Below are 18,916 nucleotides of genomic sequence, written 5' to 3'. Positions count from 1 at the left end.
GCTTACCGCCTGATAACGAGATTGAAGGAGCCTGCTTTTTGGTTGTCTTGCAGGGAATAATTGAGCGCGACCGTCGCCGTGCGGCCGTCCGCAGTCACGCCGCCTGACGATTTCCAGCCGTTATAAGTCAGCGGCGTTTCCACCGGCTGCGAAAGGGCGAATTCCGTTGTCATGCGCGCGAGCAGCCCGGCAAGATCGTCCGAATATCCAACAAACAGGCATTCGGACGCCGGCGCGCTCGGGGATTTCGCCGACAGCGTCAAAGTCGCGCCGCCATTGAGCTTTGCGAAGTAGGCTCCGCACCGATAGGTCTTGTCCTCGGCGCGGGCGCAGCGCGTTTCGGCCCGGAACGGCGACTGCGCCGCCTTCTTCGTGGTTTCCGTGATAGTGCCGCGCGGACGGGCGCAGAAATCGTTGATCGCGCCAAACAGCATGTCGTTCTCGTCGGCGCGCGCCGAATTCGCCGTCGCCGCCAGCGTCAGGCCCGCCATCACGATTTCAGCGCGAACACTCGCCATCGCCCGCCTCAACTCAGTCGCCTGTAGACGCCGGAGAGCACGTCGGCCCATCCTTCCGCGTCAGGCGAGAACTGGATCTTCAGCGTGTAGGTGTTCTCGTCGGGAAATTCGAAGATGTGGCGCGCGCCGCCGCGAAGCGAGCCGCGCAGCAGCGTCAGCGTTCCGTCCTTCCAGCTTCCCGAGGCCGGCGCCGGCGCGAAATAGCCAAGCGAATCGTGCCAGAACATCTTGTAGAGCCGGTCGTCGCGATCGAACGTGAAGACGCCATGGCCGGCGAAAATCTGCTGGCCGTGTCGCATCTGGCGATAGTCCTGGATCACGCAGAAGCCGCCCAAATCGACGCGCGCATTCACATGCGACACCGCCGGCCCGGCCTCGAACCAGCGCGAGGGATAGACCATCTCCTCGCCCGCCCATTCGCCCGCGAGCGCCGCAAGCTTGCGGTGCTCGTCGAGCGGCTGCGGCGCAGCGATCTGGTCCGCCGCGGGCATGGATCAGCCCTTCTTCACCGCATTCACGATCTTCTGCGCGGCGTCGTCGAGATCGTCGGCGGGAATGACGTTGAGACCGGACGAGGAGATGATCTCCTTGCCTTCCTGCACGTTCGTCCCTTCGAGGCGCACGACCAGCGGCACCTTGAGGCCGACCGCCTTCACCGCGGCGATGACGCCGCGCGCGATCACGTCGCACTTCATGATGCCGCCGAAGATATTGACGAGAATGCCCTTCACCTTGGGATCGGCGGTGATGATCTTGAACGCCGCCGTCACCTTCTCTTCCGAGGCGCCGCCGCCGACATCGAGGAAGTTCGCAGGCGATTCGCCATAGAGCTGGATGATGTCGAGCGTCGCCATCGCGAGGCCGGCGCCATTGACCATGCAGCCGATCGTGCCGTCGAGCGCGATATAGGCGAGATCATATTTCGACGCCTCGATCTCCTTGGCGTCCTCTTCGGTCTCGTCGCGCAGCGCGACCATGTCGGCATGGCGATAGAGCGCGTTCGAATCAAACGAGATCTTGGCGTCGAGCACCTTGATCTTGCTGTCCTTCGTCAGGATCAGCGGGTTGATTTCGAGCATCGCCATGTCCTTGGCGACGAACGCGTTGTAGAGGCCGTTGAGCACCGGCGACGCCTGCTTGGCGACATCGCCCTGCAGATGCAGCGCTTCCGCGAAAGCGCGCACATGATGGGGCATCAGCCCGGTCGCGGGATCGACCGAGAAGGTGACGATCTTGTCGGGCGTGTCATGCGCGACCTTCTCGATGTCCATGCCGCCTTCGGTTGAGACGACGAAAGCGACGCGCGAGGTCTCGCGATCGACGAGCAGCGAGAGATAGAACTCCTTCGCAATGTCCGAGCCGTCCTCGATATAGAGGCGGTTGACCTGCTTGCCCGCCGGACCGGTCTGCAGGGTCACAAGCGTATGGCCGAGCATTTCCTTGGCGAAGGCGCCGACCTCCTCGACCGACTTTGCAAGGCGCACGCCGCCCTTGGCGTCGGCAGGCAATTCCTTGAACTTGCCCTTGCCGCGGCCGCCGGCGTGGATCTGCGACTTCACGACATAGAGCGGGCCGGGCAGCTTCTTCGCGGCGTCGACAGCTTCGTCGGCGGTGAAGGCGGGAAAGCCCGCGGACACGGGAAGCCCGAATTCCTTGAGGACGGCCTTGCCCTGATATTCGTGGATGTTCATTCCGTTCTCCCGTCATCCCGGATGCGGCGCAGCGCGAAGCGGTGCGCTGCTAATCCGGGACCTTGTTCCGTCAAAGGCTCAATTCACAGAGGTCCCGGGTCTGCGCCGCACCACTACGTGCTGCGGCGCGCCCGGGATGACAGTCAGCCTTTCAGGCTTTCATTGATTCCCTTGCAGGCCTCGACGAGACCCTGCACGGATGCGATCGACTTCGTCATCATCGCCTTCTCGTCGGCGTTGAGTTCGACCTCGACGACCTTCTCGACGCCGCCGGCGCCGATCACGATCGGCACGCCGATGAAGAGGCCGCCCGAGACGCCATACTGTCCGGTGAGATGGGCGGCGCAGGGCAGCACGCGCTTCTGATCCTTGAGGTAGGATTCGGCCATCGCGATGGCGGACGCCGCCGGCGCGTAGAAGGCCGAGCCGGTCTTGAGCAAAGCAACGATCTCGCCGCCGCCCTTGCGCGTGCGGTCGACGATCGCGTCGATCTTCGCCTGCGTGCTCCAGCCCATCTTCACGAGATCAGGCAGCGGGATTCCCGCGACGGTCGAATAGCGCACGAGCGGCACCATGTCGTCGCCATGGCCGCCAAGCACGAAGGCGGACACATCCTTCACCGACACGCCGAACTCCTCGGCGAGGAAATAGCGGAAGCGCGCCGAGTCGAGCACGCCGGCCATGCCGACGATCTTGTTAGGCTTCAGCCCGGAGAATTTCTGCAGCGCCCACACCATCGCGTCGAGCGGGTTGGTGATGCAAATGACGAACGCGTCGGGCGCATGCTGCTTGATGCCGGCGCCGACCTGACTCATCACGTTCAGATTGGTGCCGATGAGATCGTCGCGGCTCATGCCGGGCTTGCGCGGCACGCCAGCCGTGACGATCACGACATCCGCACCGGCGATGATCGAGTAGTCATTGCCACCCTTGTAGGCGGCGTCGAAACCCTGCACTGGCGACGCCTCGGCAATGTCCAATCCCTTGCCCTGGGGAATGCCGTCCATGATGTCGAAGACGACGACGTCGCCCAGTTCTTTCTGTCCGGCGAGGAGGGCGAGGGTGCCGCCAATCTGGCCGGCGCCGATAAGGGCGATCTTCTTGCGCGCCATGAACGAAATCCTTCGGTGCGTTGGGGGCGGAGACCAAGCCCGCGCCACAGGCCGCTGCTGTGACTCTATTCGGAGGCAAGAGCAAGGCGACGAACGCCTGCGGAAGAGGCGCCCGGCCGCCGTGATTAACTTTTCCGCTCTCCGTTCAGGAAGATATTCGCCATATTTTTGAATGGCGTAGCGCGCACCGCCGAAGCCGCTTCGCGCGCGGAAATGTGAAATTCCCGCTTGTTACAAATTACATATTTTGTAAATCGTATCAAAATATCAAGCTCCGTCGATGCGCAGGCGAGTGCGAAAATAGCGCAGCGTCACCTCCAGCATCAGGTTGAGCCGCTGATTGAACGCGCTTCGGGGAACGTCTTTGTCCTGTAGAACCGACGTCGGATGCAGGAAGCGATGACCGGCGTCGAACAGGAGATTCGTCGCCTTCTCCCGCTCCGCCCGCCCGGCGCTGTCCTCTCCCAACGCCTCCTCGACCACGCGGCCGATCAGTTCGCGCGTGCGGGCGCGATGCTTACGGGCGACCGGGCGCGCCTTCTCCACCGCGTCGGCGAACAGGGCGAACAGATTGGCGTCCTGCTCCAGCCGGTCGCGGTAGGCCTGCGCCAGCGCGAGCGCCATGCGTTCGAGCTTGTCGACGGCGGGATCAGCCGCCGTCGCGGCGTCCAGCAGCGCAGCCTCGACGGGCTTGAGCCAGCCGACGGTCACCGCATCAGCCAGCGCCAGCCGCGAGGGGAAGTAGCGATAGACATTGGCGTGGGTCATGCCGGCCGCCTCGGCGATCGCGACGACGCGCATGCGCTTGAAGCCCTGCCGCCGGATTTCCTCCTCCGCCAGCGCCAGCAGCCGCGACTGCGCGCTATCCGTCGGAGAGGAGGCTGGGCGACCGAGGGGGGCCTGCAGGGTCATGAGTGCGTCTCGCTGTAAAGCGAGGCGCGAGCGCCACCCTCCGCCATCGTCAGAGGCTCCACTTCTTCGAAGCTGCCGCGACGAGCCCGGCCAAAATCGCAAGTGGATGAGTCAGGAAAAGACTTCGAGCGTGCCATTTGCTGTAATTGAAGACGGACTCACTGACCTCGGTTAGCCGCCCGTGATTGTTCAGGAAATAGTGACCGGCTTCATATTTGCCGTTCAAGGCGTCACCGCCGATGAATGAACTGATCGCGGCGAAGGAGAGGAAATTCGCCGCCGCGATGGCGACGATCACATAGACGACCCGGTCACCCCGCGTCTTTGGGAACGGGAACCATCGGCGCAGTTGATCCGAAACCGTCATCTATTCGCTCCGACCCGACGAATCTGCGCTTATCCCATCACCCGCGCAACGGGAGCTCGTACGCCTCACCATCCGTGAGATTTTTTCGCCCCCGATGTCACATCCCGCATGGCTGTCTCGTCTTGATGGCAGGCGAACCCCTCGCCCCTCACGGAGATTGACATGAAAGCCCGACTGAACCCGTTTTCCGCCGCCCCCAAAACGATGCAGGCCCTGCTCGCCTTCGGCGCGGCGCTTGAAAAGGACGGCCTCGAACACAGCCTCGGCGAGCTCGTGAAGATGCGCGCTTCGCAGATCAATGGCTGCGGCTTCTGCCTGCATATGCATGCGAAGGATGCGCGCAAGGCCGGCGAAACCGAAGAGCGGCTTTATCTGCTCAACGCCTGGCGCGAATCGCCGCTCTACAGCGCGCGTGAACGCGCGGCGCTGGCCTGGACCGAAGCGCTCACCGATCTCGACGATGCGCGCGCGCAGGATGAGGCGTATGAAGCGGTGAAGGCGGAATTCACTGAGGAGGAGCAGGTGAAGCTCACCATGCTGATCGTCGCCATCAATGGCTGGAACCGCATCAATGTCGGCTTCCGCAGCGTGCATCCCGCCGAGACGAAGGCGGCCGCGTGAACAGCGGTGACGCCGCCGCGTCGTTCGATCCGCATCGTCCGCGGCTGATCCGCATCGCCTATCGCATGCTCGGATCGGTCGCGGATGCGGAGGATGTCGCGCAAGACGCGTTTCTGCGCTGGCTTGAGACGGATCGCGCCGCCGTGCGCGATCCCGAAGCCTTCCTGACGCGCGTGGTGACGCGGCTCTGTCTCGATCAGCTCAAATCCGCCCGCAGCCGGCGCGAGACCTATATCGGTCCCTGGCTGCCCGAACCCGTCGTCGAATCCAGTGAGGACGCCGTGGACGAAGACGTCACCCTGCCTTTGATGATGGCGCTGGAACGCCTCTCGCCGCTCGAACGCGCCGCCTTTCTCCTGCATGACGTGTTCGGCATGGGTTTCGACGAGATCGGCGAAGCGATCGGCCGCGATTCCGCCGCCTGCCGGCAATTGGCGAGCCGCGCTCGCTCCCATGTGCGCGCCGATCGGCCGCGCTTCGACATGCCGAAGGAGCGCGGCCTCGATATCGCCGCCGCCTTTTTCACGGCCTCGCGCAGCGGCGACATGACGACGCTGAAATCTCTCCTCGCCGACGACATCGCGATCTATTCCGACGGCGGCGGCAAACGTCCGGCGGCGACGCAGCCGATCATCGGCATCGATGCTGCGCTCAGCGTGCAGGAGAATCTCGCGAAGATATTCGCCGCTCATCCCTCGGCGCTGGTGCGCTACGCTCTCATCAACGGATTGCCGGGCTTCGTCACGCGCGAGCATGACGGCGTCCAGACGACGGCGTTCGAGATCGTGGATGGCCGAATCGTCGCGATGTATGTCACGCGCAATCCTGACAAGCTGCGCCATCTCGACGATTCTAGGTTGAACTAGGCGGCGACTCCACGGGCTTCGGCGCCTTTCGCATGCCGCGGCTTTCCGCGAGCTCCTGCAGCAGATCGAGCTGGATCTTCTGGATTTCGGCGAGACGATCCCATTGCTTCAGCAGCATGTGGTCGATCTTTTCATGCAAATGCCTGATCTCCAGCTCCGCCTTGAGATTGACGCGATAGTCCGATTGCGCCCGCAACCTGTCCTTCGCCTCCTTGCGGCCCTGACTCATCATGATGATCGGCGCCTGGATGGCGGCGAGACAGGAGAGCACGAGGTTGAGCAGGATGAAGGGATAGGGATCGAAAGTGGCCGACGCCCAGACAAGATTGATTCCCATCCAGATGAAGGCGAAGGCGGCGAAGGCGATGATGAAGCTCCAGCTTCCGCCGAACTGCGCCACGAGATCGGCTGCGCGTTCTCCAAAAGTGCGGCGCTCGTCCGCCTCGCTCTCCACATCCTGCGAGATGATGTCATGGGACGCGAGGCTCGCCACCACGTCCTTTTCGAGATCGGTCAGTTCGCCGCGCTCTTCATGCAGCAATTCCTCGACCATGCGGCCGCGATATTGATCGAGCGTCGCGCGGCTGATCACGGCGTCAGGCTGAAGCTCCGGATGCTCCTTGCGAATATGCGCGGCGAGCTCCGGCCGCACCAGCGCGATCGGCACGGCCTCCCGGCGCGTCAGCGACGCGCCTGATATGGCGCAACGCAGACCATTCGATGCGTCGGCGTTTTTCATGAAGAGCCTCCGTCCGATATCGAAACATGGCGTGGAGCCATCAGCCTGTCGATGCGACAGGCGCGCTCGACGCGGGACCGAGGCTGCGGCATGTTCGCGCCCGACAAGGGGGAGCGATGCGCATCAGGTTTATGTTCGCAGCGATGTTCGCTCCGGTCCTCGCGTCTTGCGCCAGCCTGCCCGGCCCTGCCTGTGGCGGCGGCGCGGAGCCGAAGCTCGTCGCGCAGCTTCTGTTCGGCCGCAACATCGGCGAGCGGCTCGGCGTGTCGGAGAATGATTTCCGACGTTTCATCGACGCCGAAGTGACGCCGCGCTTTTCCGACGGCTTCACCGTGCTCGACGGGCGCGGCCAGTATCGCGACAGCAGCAGCAATCGCATCACGCGCGAACCGAGCAAGGTGGTGATGATCGTGCTTGGCGACGAGACGCGCGATGCGCCGCGGCTCGACGAGATCGCGGAGGCCTACAAGAAGAAGTTCAATCAGCAATCGGTTGGATTGGTCACGCAGCGGAGCTGCGCGAGATTCTAGCGCGCGTTCCGCCCGATTTGATGAGCGCCTGCGGCGCAATTTCTTTGCTGGACCCCGGTCTCCATTCCGCTCGGACTTCGCCTCGCTTCATGGAACCGGGGACGGAGGGAGCCTCAATGAGCCGCGGTGAAGCTCTCACCGTCCCCGGAACGGTGAAGCGCAACGAAGTGGAGCGGAACCGTGTCCGGGGCCCAGCGAAAGACTCGCGAGCATCGCGAGCACAACTCAGCATCCGAAGAACCTTACGTCTCCACAATACCCGTGGTCGCGCCGCTGCCGATGGAATCGGCCGCGCCGTGCGGCAATGCGAGATAGGCTTCGCTGCGCATCTCGATGAGCCGCGACGCCGTGCGCGCGAATTCAAACGCCTCATGGCCCCGCTCGGCCACATAGAGATCATCGACATCGGCGTCGGCCGAGATCAGCAGCTTCACATGGCGCTCATAGAATACATCGACGAGCGTAATGAAGCGTTTCGCCTCATTGCGCCGCGCGAAATCGAGCTTTGGCACGTCATCAAGAATGACCGTGTGATAATCGCGCGCGATGGCGAGATAGTCGCTTGCGCCGAGCGGCTTCGCGCAGAGATCGTCGAACTCGAATCGCGCGACGCCAAGCGCCTGGCGCGGCACCTCGATCGCGCGTCCCTTCATCTTGATCTCGGCCTTCGTGGCGCGCGCGCTGCCGGTAAGGCGGGCGAAGGCGACGTCGAGCGCGACGCGCGCCTTGTAGTCAGCCGGCGTGTGATAGACCGGCTCGCCGCCAAGCTTCTCCAGCCGGAAGTCGGTGCGCGCATCAAGCCGCGCGACCTCCATATATTTCTGCAGGAGATCAATGAAGGGCAGGAACAGGGCGCGGTTGAGGCCGTCGCGATAGAGCTGCGATGGCTCGACGTTCGACGTCGCGACGACCACGACGCCGCGCTCGAACAGGCGCGCGAACAGCCGCCCGAGGATCATCGCGTCGGCGATGTCGGTGACCGCGAATTCATCGAAGCAGAGCAGCCAGGCTTCATCGGCCAGCGCATCCGCCGTTGGCGCAATCGGATCGCCATCGGCGATGTCGCCCGCCTTCACCTTCTGCCGGTGGGCGTAGATGCGCTCATGCACGTCGGCCATGAAGGCGTGGAAATGGGCGCGGCGTTTGCGCTGGATCGGCGACGCATTGAAGAACAAATCCATCAGCATCGTCTTGCCGCGGCCGACCGAGCCCCAGATGTAGAGGCCCTTGATCGGTTCGGCCTGCGCGTCGCGCTTGGAGAACAGCCAGCCGAGCGCGCTCGATTTGCGGGCCAGCCGATGGGTCGCGAGCCGGGAGGCGAGACGGTCGAGCTGGGCGACCAGCTTCTCCTGCGCCGGATCGCGCTCGATGCCGCCCGAAGCGATGAGCGCGGCGTAAGCTTGGGAGACGGACATCAGGGGAGGAAGGCTGGCGGCGTGATTGCGCCATCGCACGCCGGACAGGCGTCAGGCAACACTCTCGCGCGGAGCGACCACCTGCCGCGGCTCGCCGTCAGCCGGCCAAAATGCGCATCACTTAGGCGGGCGGCGGTTTATTCCATGCGCATGACGCATATCTCAGCCGACGAGATTCGCGGCTGACATTTGCTGAATCGGTCCGTCAGCGGCGTCGCCCGGATCACAACGCCGAGCCGCCGCCAGACGCCAATCATTTGTTCTTGCCCGCAAATCGGCTCACGCAAATGTCCCGCCATCATAAGTCGGCTTTGCATGGCCGCGGCCGGGCGGACCAGCGGCGCCTAATTCATTTGCATATGCGGGAGAAGGGGCGATTGGCGGCCGCGAGGCGCCGTTCCTACCTTGGGATCACAGACGGCCGCCGATCGCCTTCGACGCTCGAACCGGTCGCCGTGATGGAGCAAATCATGAAAACCTCACTGAAGTGGGTCGCCGCTGCGGCGATTCTTGCGCTTTCGCCTGCCTATGCGCTGGCCGATGGCGGTCGCGGCCTCGACGACTACAAGGTCCATTTCGACATGATCGCCCAGGCCCGCACAGCGCGGCTTGCGCCTGTCGCCGTTCCGCAATTCGACGCTCAAGCCTATGCGCCGCAAGCGCCGTTCGCGAAGGACAATGTCGGCGTGGCGATCCGCGACGGGCAAACGGCGAACATCTTCTACGCGCCTCGCGCACGCGTTCGCTAAAATCGCGGACATCGCACTCGTTAACAAAAGTCGACGCCGCGCTCTTTGGGCGCGGCGTCGCCATTTCGAAAGCGCTCCAATTCGCTGCGCGTCGACGGAACACCCGCGCGACGCGGCGATTACCGGAAGAGACGAGGCTGTGATCGACGGCCACGCCATCGCTGCTTGAGGAGTGACATATGAAACTCGTTGCGACCCTGACGGCCCTCGCGACCCTGACGGTCGCGGCGCCAGCCTTCGCGGAAGGCGAAAATCCCATCCAGAACGCGGTCAAGGATCATCAGATGATGAGGACCGGCCGTTACGAGTTGCCCGGCGCGCGATCCTACGCTCGCGCAATGGGGCAGTCCTATCGTTATGAGCGGCCCGCCTATGGTTATGATGGTGCCGGCTATTATGGCTCTTCGCGTTATTACTCCGCGCCGGTGACCGTGTATCGCTCCTATCCCGGCGATTACTACGGCGACTCCTATCCAACCTACGAATATATGGACTGAGCGACTCCGCTCCGATCTTTTGAAGCCGCGCCTCCCGGGCGCGGCTTTTTCATGTTCACATGGACGGTGGCGAGAGAAAATCGCGAGAGCGTGACTCAAATCACGGAAGTTGCAGCAGCCGCTGCTCCTGCACGCCAACTTGTCGCGCGGCATTTGCGCGCATCGCCTGTTGTCGCCATAGCTTCGCCGCGCCTTCGTGATCGCAGCATGCGGAATCGGCATGTTTCAGAATGTCGCCGGAAATTTGCTTCGCGCTCGCCACAAAGATTCGGGGCTGCGGAAAAGAGCCGCAGCCGGCCAAAATCGCGCAGGCGTGATTTGCAGTGAGAAGCGCTGATTTCTGCAGATTCGCAGCGGCTATCTCAGCGCCGCGCACATTTCCGTGATTGGCGCCCATTGTGCGCCCTCCGCATTGTGAACGCATCCGCTCGCAAGCGAGCGGTCGTCAAAAGGAGGATGTCTCATGAAAGCGTTTGCTTCCGCTCTTGCCTTTGCTTCGCTCGTCGCGATCGCGCCGGCCTACGCCGCCGGCGATAATGTGATCGACAATGCGGTGATGGACAGCGCGCCGCCGGCTCAACCCGTCACCGTCGCCGCCGTGGAGCATCCCGCTCATCGCACGGTTCATCACGCGCGCGTCCCCATGCACGCGATGACGCGCCCGGCACCGGAGGCCGCGCCCGTACAGGAAGTCAATCCGTTCAATCAGTCCGACACGATCATCAAGCACATTCTCGGCGCCTGATCGCGGCGCATCGTCGAATCATCCAGAGCGCGCGATCGCAGCGACGGTTGCGATCGCGCGTTTCTCATGACTGCGCGCGCGGCATGAGGTCGTAAGGCGCCTGCCATCCCGGCAGCGCGGCGATGCGCGTTTTCCAGCCTGCGATCGCAGGAAACTGGCCAAGATCGATTCCCGTCTCTTCGGGATAATAGACATAGCCCGCGAGTGAGAAATCCGCGATCGTCGGACGATCGCCGAGAAGAAATTCGCGATCGCCAAGCTGCTTCTCCACGATCTGATAGGCGGAAAGCGCGCGTGTTCGCAAAAACTCCGTCACCGCCGTCTCGCCGGTTTTCTGGATGCCGAATTGAAAGCGCAGCGTCGCGTAGTAGCTGGTGAATTTGTGATTATCGAACAGCATCCAGCGCAGGATCTCGTAGCGCTCGTCATCGTCGCGCGGGCCGAACTTGCCGGTCTGCTCCGCAAGATAGGTGAGGATCACGCCTGACTGCGACAGCTTGCGGCCCCTGTGCTCGAGCACCGGCACCTCGCCCATCGCATTGATCTCCTCGCGAAAGTCTGGCGTGCGCGTCTGGCCGTTGAAGTAGTCGACGGGAACGCGCTCCCAGTCGGCGCCTGACACAGCGAGCATGAGCGCGGCCTTGTACGCGTTCCCCGATTCGCCAAAACAATGCAGCCGGTATTCGGCCATCATGCCCTCCCCAATTTGCGAATCTCCGCCGGAGGAGATTCAGTCCATCGCCCGCGGCGCGTCAGCCCGCGCCGCGTCGCCCCAAGCGAGGCTTAAGCCCATGATGACGAGAACAATCGGCGCCGTCTCATTTTCTGTTGTGATCGGCGACATCACGCGGCTCGACGTCGACGCCATCGTCAACGCCGCAAACTCCTCGCTGCTCGGCGGCGGCGGGGTCGACGGGGCCATCCATCGCGCCGCCGGCCCCGACCTTGCCATCGAGTGTCGGATGCTCAACGGGTGTAAAACCGGCCAGGCGAAGATCACCAGCGGCCATCGGCTGAAGGCGCGCCATGTCATCCACACGGTCGGCCCGGTCTGGCAAGGCGGCGACGCCAACGAAGATGCGCTGCTTGCCTCCTGCTATGTCAGATCGATCGAACTCGCCGCTAAAAGGGAGCTCGGCTCCATCGCCTTTCCCGCGATCTCGACCGGAATCTACGGCTTTCCCGCCGATCGCGCGGCCGGGATCGCCGTCCCCGAGGCTGTCGCTGTGGCGGCCGGGACCTCCCTGCGGGAAGTGATCTTCTGCTGCTTCAGCCAACCCTCCGCCGAGCTTCACGCGGCGGCGCTTGCCGGAATATCCGACGCCTCGCCAGCTCCACGAAATTAACTGAGGTCACATCAGCGCCATGCGCACGCCACATGGCTCTTGCAGTGATGTTGCGCTGCACAATATAAGGTCTTGGGAAGAAGCGCCTCGATTCCGGGCGAAAGCCGAACGAGGTCCATGATGGCGCAACGTCAGTTTTTTCGCGGTCTGTTCAGGCGGCTTGGTCCCTCCGACCGCGCCCCATTCGAGGCCCACCTCCTCCGTCTCGATGTCGACAGCCGGCGCAACCGCTTCGGCGGCGCCGTGTCGGAGACGTTCCTGCGCGAATACGCCGAGCGCGCTTTCACACTCGATGGCGTCATGTTCGGCTATTTCGTCGGCGGCGAGCTGCGCGCCACGGCGGAGCTGCGCATCCTGACCGATGATGTCGAACGCGAGGCGGAAGCCGCCTTCAGCGTCGAGCCCGACTGGCGTCGCAAGGGAATCGCGTCGGAGCTGTTCAGCCGCATCATCGGCGCGGCGCGCAATCGCGGCGTCAGCCGCATCCTGGTGATCTGCCTGCCGAACAATATCGGCATGCAGGCGCTGACGCGGAAATTCGACGGCGAGATTGTCCGGCTCGCGCCCGATACGCTCGGCGTGGTCGAGGCGCCGCGCGCGACCTTCGTGTCGCGCTGGCGCGAAGCCGCGGATGAGGCGATCAGCTTCGCGACCGCCGTGTTCGACACGCAGCGCGCGTTCGCCGGCCTGCCGCCGCTTGCGGAATCGCTGAAGCTGCCGGCGATTGTTCGCGCGCCGGACAAATCCGGCGCGGAGAAGATCAGCGCGACAGAGTGATCGGCGCGCCGGAACGCGACAGCGCGCCGCTCATGCTCGCGCCGCCCGCCGGCATCCGCGCGACGACCGAGCCGGCGGAATAGAGATAGATCTCGTTGCCTTCCTGCTTCCAGGCGTTGATCCGTTGCAGGTCCTTGTTTTCGCAGCCGGAGGCCGACGCGCGGTAGAGGTCAAGCGAGGAGGCGCTCGACAGCGTCACGCGGCAGGAGCCGCCCGTTGCTTCCCGCGCGGTCCAGGTGCCGACCGCCGCCAGTCTTGTCGATGATGAAGGCGGCGCAGGGGGAGCCGGCGGCGGCGCGGAGGCGACCGGCGGCAAGCCAGTCCCCACGGGGGAACCCGGCGCAGCGGTGGGGGGATAGGCGCCCGGCGTGGTCGGAGGCAGGCCGGAAACCTGCGGATTGACCGGCGCGCCGCCAATCGTGGTTGACGGCCCCTGGCCCGGAATCGTCGCGGGTCCGCCGCCGGGATAGGAGGGCGGCGGCAGGGGCTCGCTGGTCACGGCGCCTGTGCGCGGAATGGCCATGGGCGCGGGCTCCGGTTCGGGCGCGGCTGCAATGCGCGACCCGCCGCCGAAACCCGGAAAGGAATCGAACCGCCCCGAGCCGGAGCAGGCTGAAAGGGCAAGGCTGGACACCGCGGCGAACAGGACCGGGACAAGGCGCGGCATGAAACTCCTCGCTGCGACGGGCGGGGCGGGCGACCAGAGCGGCCGGAAAGGTTTCCCGCACATAGCATGGCTGACATGAACGGGAAGAGTCCGGGCCGCCTCAAGACCGGCCGGGCGATTTCAGATATCGGCCGGCGCTCCCAGGGCGAAAATGCTCCCGATCGCCTATTGGATCGTCAGGCCCGGAAACTCTCCGGGGGTCTTGCCAAAAAAAGACCTGACCAGCTCGCAATAAGCGGGAACGCCTTCAACCGCGATGCGCGAACCGGCTTCGGCGTAGCTCACATCGAATTTCTTCCTGAACCTGCGTTTGACGAGGTCCAGCGAAATCCCCTTGGGATCGATCATCTTCGACATGACAAGGGGATCGAAGCTTATTCCCGGGCATGCGCCCTCGTGAACGCGGAGCAGAAACCCAATCACGGCGGCGACATCAGAGGGATGGCTGGGCCCCGCCGCAAACGACGACATGGAACGCCCGACCAGCATTGCGGCAAGCGCGATTGCGATCGATGAGCGCCTGCAAAAGCCGCCGCGCATGACAGACTTCATGGCTGATAGCTCCGGATATGTCGCGCGTCGCGCCATGGATTTAACATGAGGCGCTTCTGGCGTCCGTCGCAGAAACGCCATCGGCCTCGAAGCGCCGGCGCTCGTCGGGCGTTATTCGACAGGATACGGCCCCTCCGAAAACGTCTCGGCGTGATAGCCCTTCGATCCGATCGCTTGCGCAAGCGCGCTGCGCGGATCTTCGCCGGCTGCGAGCCGCTTCAGGATCGATGCGAAGTCATGGCGCGGCCTCCAGCCGAGCTCCTCGCGGGCGCGCGCATTGACATAGACGCGGCCGATCTCGTCGGGCAGGCGCCAGCCGAGCTTCTCATAGATCGCTTCGCAACCGGGAACGCGACGCGCGACGGCCTCGGCGGCGTTCTCACGCAAGGCATCGATATCTTCGCGTAGGAACGGCGTCGTCGCGCTGATGATGTAGCGACGAAACCCGATCCGCTGCGCCTGCTCCGCCGCGAGAAGGTGGGCGTCGACAATATCCTCGATGTCGATGCGACGATGCAGGAATTCGTTCGTCTTCAAATTCGCGTCCGAGAACGCGGCGCGCATGTCAGCGTTGTCGTCTTCCTCGGGGAAGAAGCGCGACGTCCGCAGCACAAGGCATGGCAGCTTCTGATTGCGATGGAAGAGCTGGCAGAGGTCCTCCGCCGCCGCCTTTGTCACGCCATAGATGTTCTTCGGGATCGGCGTCACATCTTCCGTGATCCAGGCGGCTGGCTCGCCTTTCGCGGGCGACAGCGCGTCGCCGAACACGCTTGTCGTGCTTGTGAAGATGAAGGACTTCACGCCGGCCGCAACCACCTCCTCCAGAAGGTTGAGCGTTCCCGTCACATTGACGTCGATGAACTCCTGCCGGCTATGCGTCGCCACATGCGGCTTGTGCAGCGTCGCGGCGTGAAAGACCACTTCCACGCCCGCGATGCGTTGCGCAACAAAATCGCGATCGACGATCGAGCCGACATGCGTCGTGAATGCGCCGGGCAGGATGTCGATCGAGATAACCTCGTCGCCGCGCTGGCGCAGCGTGCGGACCAGCGCCTCGCCGAGATGGCCCGAGCTTCCCGTCACCAGTGCTTTCATGATCCGTCTCGTCGCATCGAAACGTCTGATCTAGCCGCGGCGCAGCCGCCGGGCCACGCATAAGATATGCGTTGATCTGGAGCAACGTGCGGAAAAGTGGGGAACCGGTTTTCCGTAAATACGTTGCGACAAACGAAAAGCCAGAGCGGCGCGGCGATTCAATTTGAACGCCTGCCGCTCTAGCCGATCGTTGTCACCAGCCGTCGCGCGGCGCCATTCGCAAGTTCGATGCGCTCCCAGCGCACCAGCCCCGGCTCGATCGGAATATCGCGATCCAGATTCGCATCAGTTTCAATGACAAGATGAGAGACACGGCCCTCGCGCCAGCCAAGCACATCGAGCGATTGCTCAGCGGCGCGGATGCGCGGCGACGCGAAGGCGAACAGCGAGCGACCAATCGCTGTCTCCCGCGCAATGCGCCATTCCGCGGCGCGCGCCTTGGACGCTGCGATCAGCCGATGCGTCCGGTCGCAGATCAGATGCACCTTGCTTTCCGAGGATTCAACAAGTCGCTTCAGCGCGGCATCCTGCGGTTCGTCGGGCGCGAGCGCCAGCGCGCGCCTGATGGCATCGCGCTGCGCGTCCGTGATGCGCAATTCGCCCTTTTCCCAACGGGAAATCGTCGTCTGCGCGACGCCAATCAGCTCCGCCAGATGTCCCTGCTTCATGCCGCGCGATTGTCGCGCCCGCCGGAGGCCTGCGTCTCCGGTTGAGGAAAGAAGCGCGTCGCCCATCTCACGCCGCCAGTCCGCGCTTTCTCAACAGCGGTTCAATCGAGGGCATGCGGCCGCGGAACGCCTTGTAGAGTTCGGCCGGATCACGGCTGTCGCCGGCGCTGTAGATGAACTGCTTCAGCCGCTCCGCCGCCTCCGCGTCGAACACGTCGCCGGTCTCCTCGAACGCGTCGAACGCATCGGCGTCCAGCACCTCGGACCAGAGATAGGAGTAGTAACCGGCGGAATAGCCGTCGCCGGAGAAGATGTGCGAGAAATGCGGCGTGCGATGCCGCATCACGATCGCAGAGGGCATGCCGATGCGCTTCAATTCCGCCGCTTCGAACGCCAGCGGATCGATCGGCTGCGAGCCATCAGTCAAATGGAAAGCGAGATCGACCAGCGCCGACGAGCAATATTCGACGGTGGCGAAACCCTGATTGAAGGTCTTCGCGCCAATCACCTTGTTGATCAGCGTCTGCGGCATCGGCTCGCCGGTCTGATAATGCGTGGCGAAGCGCGACAGGATTTCCGGCCGCATAAACCAGTGCTCGTAGAGCTGTGACGGCAACTCGACGAAATCGCGCGCCACGCTCGTGCCTGACAGCGAGGGATAGGTCACATCGGATAGAAGACCGTGCAGCCCGTGGCCGAACTCATGGAACAATGTGCGCGCATCATCGACCGACAACAGCGTCGGATCGCCCTTCGCGAAATTCATCACATTGACGATGATCGGTCTGATCTCGCCGGCGAGCTTCTCCTGACTGCGGAAAGAGCTCATCCAGGCGCCGCTGCGCTTGGACGGCCGCGCGAAATAATCCCCGATGAACAGCCCGACCGGCTGGCCATGCGAGGTCTTCACCTCCCAGAACCTGATATCAGGATGATATTTCGGCAGATCGAAGCGCTCCTCGAAGCGGATGTCGAACAGCTTCGCCGCTGTGTCGAACGCCGCCGCGATGACATTGTCGAGCTTGAGATAGGGCTTGGTCTCGGATTCATCGAGATCATGAAGCTGCTTGCGCAGCTTCTCCGAATAATAGCGCCAGTCCCACGGCTCGATCGCGATGTTCTGGCCTTCGGAGCTTGCGAGCGTCGCAAGGTCTTTTTCCTCGGCGCGCGCGCGCGCCACGCCGGGGCGCCACACCTGCTCAAGCAGATCGCGCACCGCGTCCGGAATTTTCGCCATGGTGTTGTCGAGCTTGAAATGCGCGAAGGTCGGAAATCCCAGCAGCTTCGCGCGCTCGGCGCGCAGCGCCAGCATCTCCGCCACGATGGCGCGATTATCGGTTTCGCCGCCATTCTGCCCGCGCGATGTCCAGGCGCGGAACGCCTGTTCGCGCAGGTCGCGCCGCGTCGAGAATTGCAGGAACGGCTCGACCGACGAGCGCGAGAGCGTAATGAGATGTTCGCCCGGCTTGCCGCGATCATTCCCCGCCTGCGCCGCAGCCGCGATCTGCGCTTCGGAAAGGCCCGCGAGATCGTCGGGCGCCTTCAGCGACAGCGTCCAGGAGCTCTCGTCTTTCAACACATTCTGCGAGAAGCGCGTGCCGAGCTCGGCGAGTTTCTGCACGATCTCGGCCATGCGCTTCTTCCCCGCCTCGTCGAGCCTGGCGCCGGAGCGCACGAAGCCGCGATGGGATTTCTCCAGCGCGCGCATCTGCTCCGTTGTCAGCCCGAGCGCTCCGCGGCGCATGAAGAGATCATCGACGCGCGCGAACAGATCGGCGCGCATGGAGATGGCGCTCCAGTGCGCCGCGAGCTTCGGCGCCATGTCGCGCTCGATCGCCTGCATCGCCTCGTTGGTGTGGGCGCTCGTCAGGTTGAAGAAGACGCTCGCCGTCTTGTCGAGCGCATGGCCGCTGCGCTCCAGCGCATCCATGGTGTTGGAGAAGGTCGAAGGCTCGGCGTTGCGCGCGATCGCGTCGATTTCGGAATCATGCTCGCGCAGCGCGGCGTCGAAAGCGGGCGCAAAATGCTCCGTATTGATGGATTCGAAAGGCGGCGCCTCGAACGACGTGGTCCAACGCTGGAGAAGCGGATTGTCGGTGGTCATTGCGCGCCTCTTTTCGCCCGCCCCAAAAATGTCATGCCCGGGCTTGACCCGGGCATCCAGTCGAAGGGATCGAAATCATCCTGGATCGCCGGGTCAAGCCCGGCGATGACATCCGGAATATGTGGAAACGAGAGCGCGGTGAATCAAAGCTGCCGCGTCACCATCATCTTCTTGATTTCGGCGATCGCCTTGGCCGGATTGAGCCCCTTCGGGCAGGCGTTGGCGCAATTCATGATCGTGTGGCAGCGATAGAGGCGGAACGGGTCCTCCAGCGCATCGAGCCGTTCGCCCGTCGATTCGTCGCGCGAATCGATCAGCCAGCGATAGGCCTGCAGCAGCGCCGCCGGGCCGAGATAGCGATCGCCGTTCCACCAGTAGCTCGGACAGGAGGTCGAGCAGCAGGCGCACAGAATGCACTCATAGAGCCCGTCGAGCCGGTCGCGATCCTCCGGCGCCTGACGCCATTCCTTTTCCGGCTGCGGCGTCGAGGTCTGCAGCCAGGGCTCAATCGAGGCGTGCTGGGCGTAGAAGCGGGTGAGATCCGGCACCAGGTCCTTCACGACAGGCATGTGCGGCAAGGGATAGATCGAGACGCGGCCCTTGCTGGCGCATTCATCGATGCCCTTGGTGCAGGCGAGGCCGTTCGCGCCGCCGATATTCATGGCGCAGGAGCCGCAAATGCCCTCGCGGCAGGAACGGCGGAAGGTCAGCGTCGGATCGACCTTGTTCTTGATGTAGATCAGCGCGTCGAGCACCATCGGGCCGCAGTCGTCGCGATCGACGTGATAGGTGTCGATGCGCGGATTGGCGCCGTCGTCAGGGTTCCAGCGATAGACGCGGAATTCCGTGGTGGTCTTCGCGCCGGCCGGCTTCGGCCAGGACTTGCCTTCGGTGACGCGGGAATTCTTGGGAAGGGCGAATTCGGCCATGGAGGAGAGCGATCCG

At 63.8% G+C, this 18,916-nt stretch carries 23 protein-coding genes; 8 read left to right on the top strand and 15 right to left on the bottom strand.

The window, feature by feature from the left end:
• Window positions 1–2: 2 nt before the first annotated feature.
• The 6 genes from L8F45_RS23875 to L8F45_RS23850 all read right to left on the bottom strand — a co-directional run bounded on the left by L8F45_RS23875 (window position 3) and on the right by L8F45_RS23850 (window position 4,600).
• Window positions 3–518 (bottom strand): hypothetical protein, encoded by a 516-nt coding sequence (locus L8F45_RS23875; protein ID WP_342360325.1) that lies wholly within the window; start codon window positions 516–518, stop codon window positions 3–5.
• An 8-nt stretch (window positions 519–526) separates the two neighbouring features.
• Window positions 527–1,009, bottom strand: a complete 483-nt coding sequence (locus L8F45_RS23870) for a DUF1579 family protein (protein ID WP_342360324.1) — start codon at window positions 1,007–1,009, stop codon at window positions 527–529.
• Between the two features lie 3 nt (window positions 1,010–1,012).
• On the bottom strand, window positions 1,013–2,209 hold the full coding sequence (gene sucC, locus L8F45_RS23865; protein WP_342360323.1) for an ADP-forming succinate--CoA ligase subunit beta: 1,197 nt from the start codon (window positions 2,207–2,209) through the stop codon (window positions 1,013–1,015).
• Window positions 2,210–2,352: 143 nt separating this feature from the next.
• Complete coding sequence (gene mdh / locus L8F45_RS23860) at window positions 2,353–3,321, bottom strand: malate dehydrogenase (RefSeq protein ID WP_342360322.1); 969 nt, start codon at window positions 3,319–3,321, stop codon at window positions 2,353–2,355.
• A 267-nt stretch (window positions 3,322–3,588) separates the two neighbouring features.
• A complete protein-coding gene (locus tag L8F45_RS23855; RefSeq protein ID WP_342360321.1) occupies window positions 3,589–4,233 on the bottom strand; it encodes a TetR/AcrR family transcriptional regulator in 645 nt (214 codons plus the stop codon).
• A gap of 49 nt (window positions 4,234–4,282) precedes the next feature.
• Window positions 4,283–4,600: a hypothetical protein gene (locus L8F45_RS23850; protein WP_342360320.1), complete on the bottom strand. Its 318-nt coding sequence runs from the start codon at window positions 4,598–4,600 to the stop codon at window positions 4,283–4,285.
• 162 nt (window positions 4,601–4,762) lie between these two features.
• On the opposite strand from L8F45_RS23850, the gene L8F45_RS23845 reads away from it, so the two are divergent.
• Both L8F45_RS23845 and L8F45_RS23840 read left to right on the top strand, forming a co-directional pair.
• Window positions 4,763–5,221: a carboxymuconolactone decarboxylase family protein gene (locus tag L8F45_RS23845; protein ID WP_342360319.1), complete on the top strand. Its 459-nt coding sequence runs from the start codon at window positions 4,763–4,765 to the stop codon at window positions 5,219–5,221.
• The gene (locus tag L8F45_RS23840; RefSeq protein WP_342360318.1) at window positions 5,218–6,087 is read left to right on the top strand and encodes a sigma-70 family RNA polymerase sigma factor; all 870 of its coding nucleotides are present in this window, start codon (window positions 5,218–5,220) and stop codon (window positions 6,085–6,087) included. The genes L8F45_RS23845 and L8F45_RS23840 overlap by 4 nt, the downstream gene beginning before the upstream one ends.
• On the opposite strand, the gene L8F45_RS23835 is transcribed toward L8F45_RS23840, so the two are convergent.
• Window positions 6,074–6,826: a DUF1003 domain-containing protein gene (locus L8F45_RS23835; protein WP_342360317.1), complete on the bottom strand. Its 753-nt coding sequence runs from the start codon at window positions 6,824–6,826 to the stop codon at window positions 6,074–6,076. The genes L8F45_RS23840 and L8F45_RS23835 overlap by 14 nt on opposite strands.
• A gap of 116 nt (window positions 6,827–6,942) precedes the next feature.
• Between L8F45_RS23835 and L8F45_RS23830 the strand changes: the two genes are divergently transcribed.
• Window positions 6,943–7,356 carry a DUF3574 domain-containing protein gene (locus L8F45_RS23830; protein WP_342360316.1) on the top strand — a complete coding sequence of 138 codons (414 nt, stop codon included), beginning with the start codon at window positions 6,943–6,945 and terminating at the stop codon, window positions 7,354–7,356.
• 242 nt (window positions 7,357–7,598) lie between these two features.
• On the opposite strand, the gene zapE is transcribed toward L8F45_RS23830, so the two are convergent.
• The gene (gene zapE / locus L8F45_RS23825) at window positions 7,599–8,771 is read right to left on the bottom strand and encodes a cell division protein ZapE (RefSeq protein WP_342360315.1); all 1,173 of its coding nucleotides are present in this window, start codon (window positions 8,769–8,771) and stop codon (window positions 7,599–7,601) included.
• A 470-nt stretch (window positions 8,772–9,241) separates the two neighbouring features.
• Here zapE and L8F45_RS23820 point away from each other — a divergent pair, with 470 nt between their 5' ends.
• The 3 genes from L8F45_RS23820 (at window position 9,242) to L8F45_RS23810 (ending at window position 10,762) form a co-directional block, all read left to right on the top strand.
• Window positions 9,242–9,520 carry a hypothetical protein gene (locus L8F45_RS23820; RefSeq protein ID WP_342360314.1) on the top strand — a complete coding sequence of 93 codons (279 nt, stop codon included), beginning with the start codon at window positions 9,242–9,244 and terminating at the stop codon, window positions 9,518–9,520.
• A 179-nt stretch (window positions 9,521–9,699) separates the two neighbouring features.
• On the top strand, window positions 9,700–10,017 hold the full coding sequence (locus L8F45_RS23815; RefSeq protein WP_342360313.1) for a hypothetical protein: 318 nt from the start codon (window positions 9,700–9,702) through the stop codon (window positions 10,015–10,017).
• 463 nt (window positions 10,018–10,480) lie between these two features.
• Window positions 10,481–10,762 carry a hypothetical protein gene (locus L8F45_RS23810; RefSeq protein WP_342360312.1) on the top strand — a complete coding sequence of 94 codons (282 nt, stop codon included), beginning with the start codon at window positions 10,481–10,483 and terminating at the stop codon, window positions 10,760–10,762.
• A gap of 64 nt (window positions 10,763–10,826) precedes the next feature.
• Here the strand turns inward: L8F45_RS23810 and L8F45_RS23805 are convergent, their stop codons facing one another.
• Window positions 10,827–11,453, bottom strand: a complete 627-nt coding sequence (locus L8F45_RS23805) for a glutathione S-transferase family protein (protein WP_342363557.1) — start codon at window positions 11,451–11,453, stop codon at window positions 10,827–10,829.
• A gap of 100 nt (window positions 11,454–11,553) precedes the next feature.
• On the opposite strand from L8F45_RS23805, the gene L8F45_RS23800 reads away from it, so the two are divergent.
• A complete protein-coding gene (locus L8F45_RS23800; RefSeq protein WP_342360311.1) occupies window positions 11,554–12,108 on the top strand; it encodes an O-acetyl-ADP-ribose deacetylase in 555 nt (184 codons plus the stop codon).
• A 117-nt stretch (window positions 12,109–12,225) separates the two neighbouring features.
• The gene (locus tag L8F45_RS23795; protein ID WP_342360310.1) at window positions 12,226–12,885 is read left to right on the top strand and encodes a GNAT family N-acetyltransferase; all 660 of its coding nucleotides are present in this window, start codon (window positions 12,226–12,228) and stop codon (window positions 12,883–12,885) included.
• Here the strand turns inward: L8F45_RS23795 and L8F45_RS23790 are convergent.
• The 6 genes from L8F45_RS23790 to L8F45_RS23765 form a co-directional block, all read right to left on the bottom strand.
• Window positions 12,869–13,552: an AprI/Inh family metalloprotease inhibitor gene (locus L8F45_RS23790; RefSeq protein ID WP_342360309.1), complete on the bottom strand. Its 684-nt coding sequence runs from the start codon at window positions 13,550–13,552 to the stop codon at window positions 12,869–12,871. The two genes, L8F45_RS23795 and L8F45_RS23790, sit on opposite strands and share 17 nt — an antisense overlap.
• Window positions 13,553–13,717: 165 nt before the next feature.
• Window positions 13,718–14,104 carry a hypothetical protein gene (locus L8F45_RS23785; protein ID WP_342360308.1) on the bottom strand — a complete coding sequence of 129 codons (387 nt, stop codon included), beginning with the start codon at window positions 14,102–14,104 and terminating at the stop codon, window positions 13,718–13,720.
• A 111-nt stretch (window positions 14,105–14,215) separates the two neighbouring features.
• A complete protein-coding gene (locus L8F45_RS23780) occupies window positions 14,216–15,199 on the bottom strand; it encodes an NAD-dependent epimerase/dehydratase family protein (protein ID WP_342360307.1) in 984 nt (327 codons plus the stop codon).
• A gap of 179 nt (window positions 15,200–15,378) precedes the next feature.
• On the bottom strand, window positions 15,379–15,867 hold the full coding sequence (locus tag L8F45_RS23775) for a helix-turn-helix domain-containing protein (protein ID WP_342360306.1): 489 nt from the start codon (window positions 15,865–15,867) through the stop codon (window positions 15,379–15,381).
• A gap of 67 nt (window positions 15,868–15,934) precedes the next feature.
• Window positions 15,935–17,971, bottom strand: coding sequence for a M3 family metallopeptidase (locus tag L8F45_RS23770; RefSeq protein WP_342360305.1), 2,037 nt, complete (start codon window positions 17,969–17,971; stop codon window positions 15,935–15,937).
• Window positions 17,972–18,114: 143 nt separating this feature from the next.
• Window positions 18,115–18,900 carry a succinate dehydrogenase iron-sulfur subunit gene (locus L8F45_RS23765; RefSeq protein ID WP_342363556.1) on the bottom strand — a complete coding sequence of 262 codons (786 nt, stop codon included), beginning with the start codon at window positions 18,898–18,900 and terminating at the stop codon, window positions 18,115–18,117.
• Between the last annotated feature and the right edge of the window lie 16 nt (window positions 18,901–18,916).

It is taken from the genome of Terrirubrum flagellatum (genome assembly GCF_022059845.1).
Classification (GTDB): Bacteria; Pseudomonadota; Alphaproteobacteria; order Rhizobiales; family Beijerinckiaceae; genus Terrirubrum; species Terrirubrum flagellatum.
Note: the sequence above shows the minus strand (reverse complement) of the source record. Positions and strands in the feature narration are given on the sequence as shown.

What these genes read in the sequence shown, in the direction of transcription:
- L8F45_RS23875 (WP_342360325.1), bottom strand. Translation starts at nt 518, where the DNA reads ATGGCGAGTGTTCGCGCTGAAATCGTGATGGCGGGCCTGACGCTGGCG.
- L8F45_RS23870 (WP_342360324.1), bottom strand. Translation starts at nt 1,009, where the DNA reads ATGCCCGCGGCGGACCAGATCGCTGCGCCGCAGCCGCTCGACGAGCAC.
- sucC (WP_342360323.1), bottom strand. Translation starts at nt 2,209, where the DNA reads ATGAACATCCACGAATATCAGGGCAAGGCCGTCCTCAAGGAATTCGGG.
- mdh (WP_342360322.1), bottom strand. Translation starts at nt 3,321, where the DNA reads ATGGCGCGCAAGAAGATCGCCCTTATCGGCGCCGGCCAGATTGGCGGC.
- L8F45_RS23855 (WP_342360321.1), bottom strand. Translation starts at nt 4,233, where the DNA reads ATGACCCTGCAGGCCCCCCTCGGTCGCCCAGCCTCCTCTCCGACGGAT.
- L8F45_RS23850 (WP_342360320.1), bottom strand. Translation starts at nt 4,600, where the DNA reads ATGACGGTTTCGGATCAACTGCGCCGATGGTTCCCGTTCCCAAAGACG.
- L8F45_RS23845 (WP_342360319.1), top strand. Translation starts at nt 4,763, where the DNA reads ATGAAAGCCCGACTGAACCCGTTTTCCGCCGCCCCCAAAACGATGCAG.
- L8F45_RS23835 (WP_342360317.1), bottom strand. Translation starts at nt 6,826, where the DNA reads ATGAAAAACGCCGACGCATCGAATGGTCTGCGTTGCGCCATATCAGGC.
- L8F45_RS23830 (WP_342360316.1), top strand. Translation starts at nt 6,943, where the DNA reads ATGCGCATCAGGTTTATGTTCGCAGCGATGTTCGCTCCGGTCCTCGCG.
- zapE (WP_342360315.1), bottom strand. Translation starts at nt 8,771, where the DNA reads ATGTCCGTCTCCCAAGCTTACGCCGCGCTCATCGCTTCGGGCGGCATC.
- L8F45_RS23820 (WP_342360314.1), top strand. Translation starts at nt 9,242, where the DNA reads ATGAAAACCTCACTGAAGTGGGTCGCCGCTGCGGCGATTCTTGCGCTT.
- L8F45_RS23815 (WP_342360313.1), top strand. Translation starts at nt 9,700, where the DNA reads ATGAAACTCGTTGCGACCCTGACGGCCCTCGCGACCCTGACGGTCGCG.
- L8F45_RS23810 (WP_342360312.1), top strand. Translation starts at nt 10,481, where the DNA reads ATGAAAGCGTTTGCTTCCGCTCTTGCCTTTGCTTCGCTCGTCGCGATC.
- L8F45_RS23805 (WP_342363557.1), bottom strand. Translation starts at nt 11,453, where the DNA reads ATGGCCGAATACCGGCTGCATTGTTTTGGCGAATCGGGGAACGCGTAC.
- L8F45_RS23800 (WP_342360311.1), top strand. Translation starts at nt 11,554, where the DNA reads ATGATGACGAGAACAATCGGCGCCGTCTCATTTTCTGTTGTGATCGGC.
- L8F45_RS23795 (WP_342360310.1), top strand. Translation starts at nt 12,226, where the DNA reads ATGATGGCGCAACGTCAGTTTTTTCGCGGTCTGTTCAGGCGGCTTGGT.
- L8F45_RS23790 (WP_342360309.1), bottom strand. Translation starts at nt 13,552, where the DNA reads ATGCCGCGCCTTGTCCCGGTCCTGTTCGCCGCGGTGTCCAGCCTTGCC.
- L8F45_RS23785 (WP_342360308.1), bottom strand. Translation starts at nt 14,104, where the DNA reads ATGAAGTCTGTCATGCGCGGCGGCTTTTGCAGGCGCTCATCGATCGCA.
- L8F45_RS23780 (WP_342360307.1), bottom strand. Translation starts at nt 15,199, where the DNA reads ATGAAAGCACTGGTGACGGGAAGCTCGGGCCATCTCGGCGAGGCGCTG.
- L8F45_RS23775 (WP_342360306.1), bottom strand. Translation starts at nt 15,867, where the DNA reads ATGAAGCAGGGACATCTGGCGGAGCTGATTGGCGTCGCGCAGACGACG.
- L8F45_RS23770 (WP_342360305.1), bottom strand. Translation starts at nt 17,971, where the DNA reads ATGACCACCGACAATCCGCTTCTCCAGCGTTGGACCACGTCGTTCGAG.
- L8F45_RS23765 (WP_342363556.1), bottom strand. Translation starts at nt 18,900, where the DNA reads ATGGCCGAATTCGCCCTTCCCAAGAATTCCCGCGTCACCGAAGGCAAG.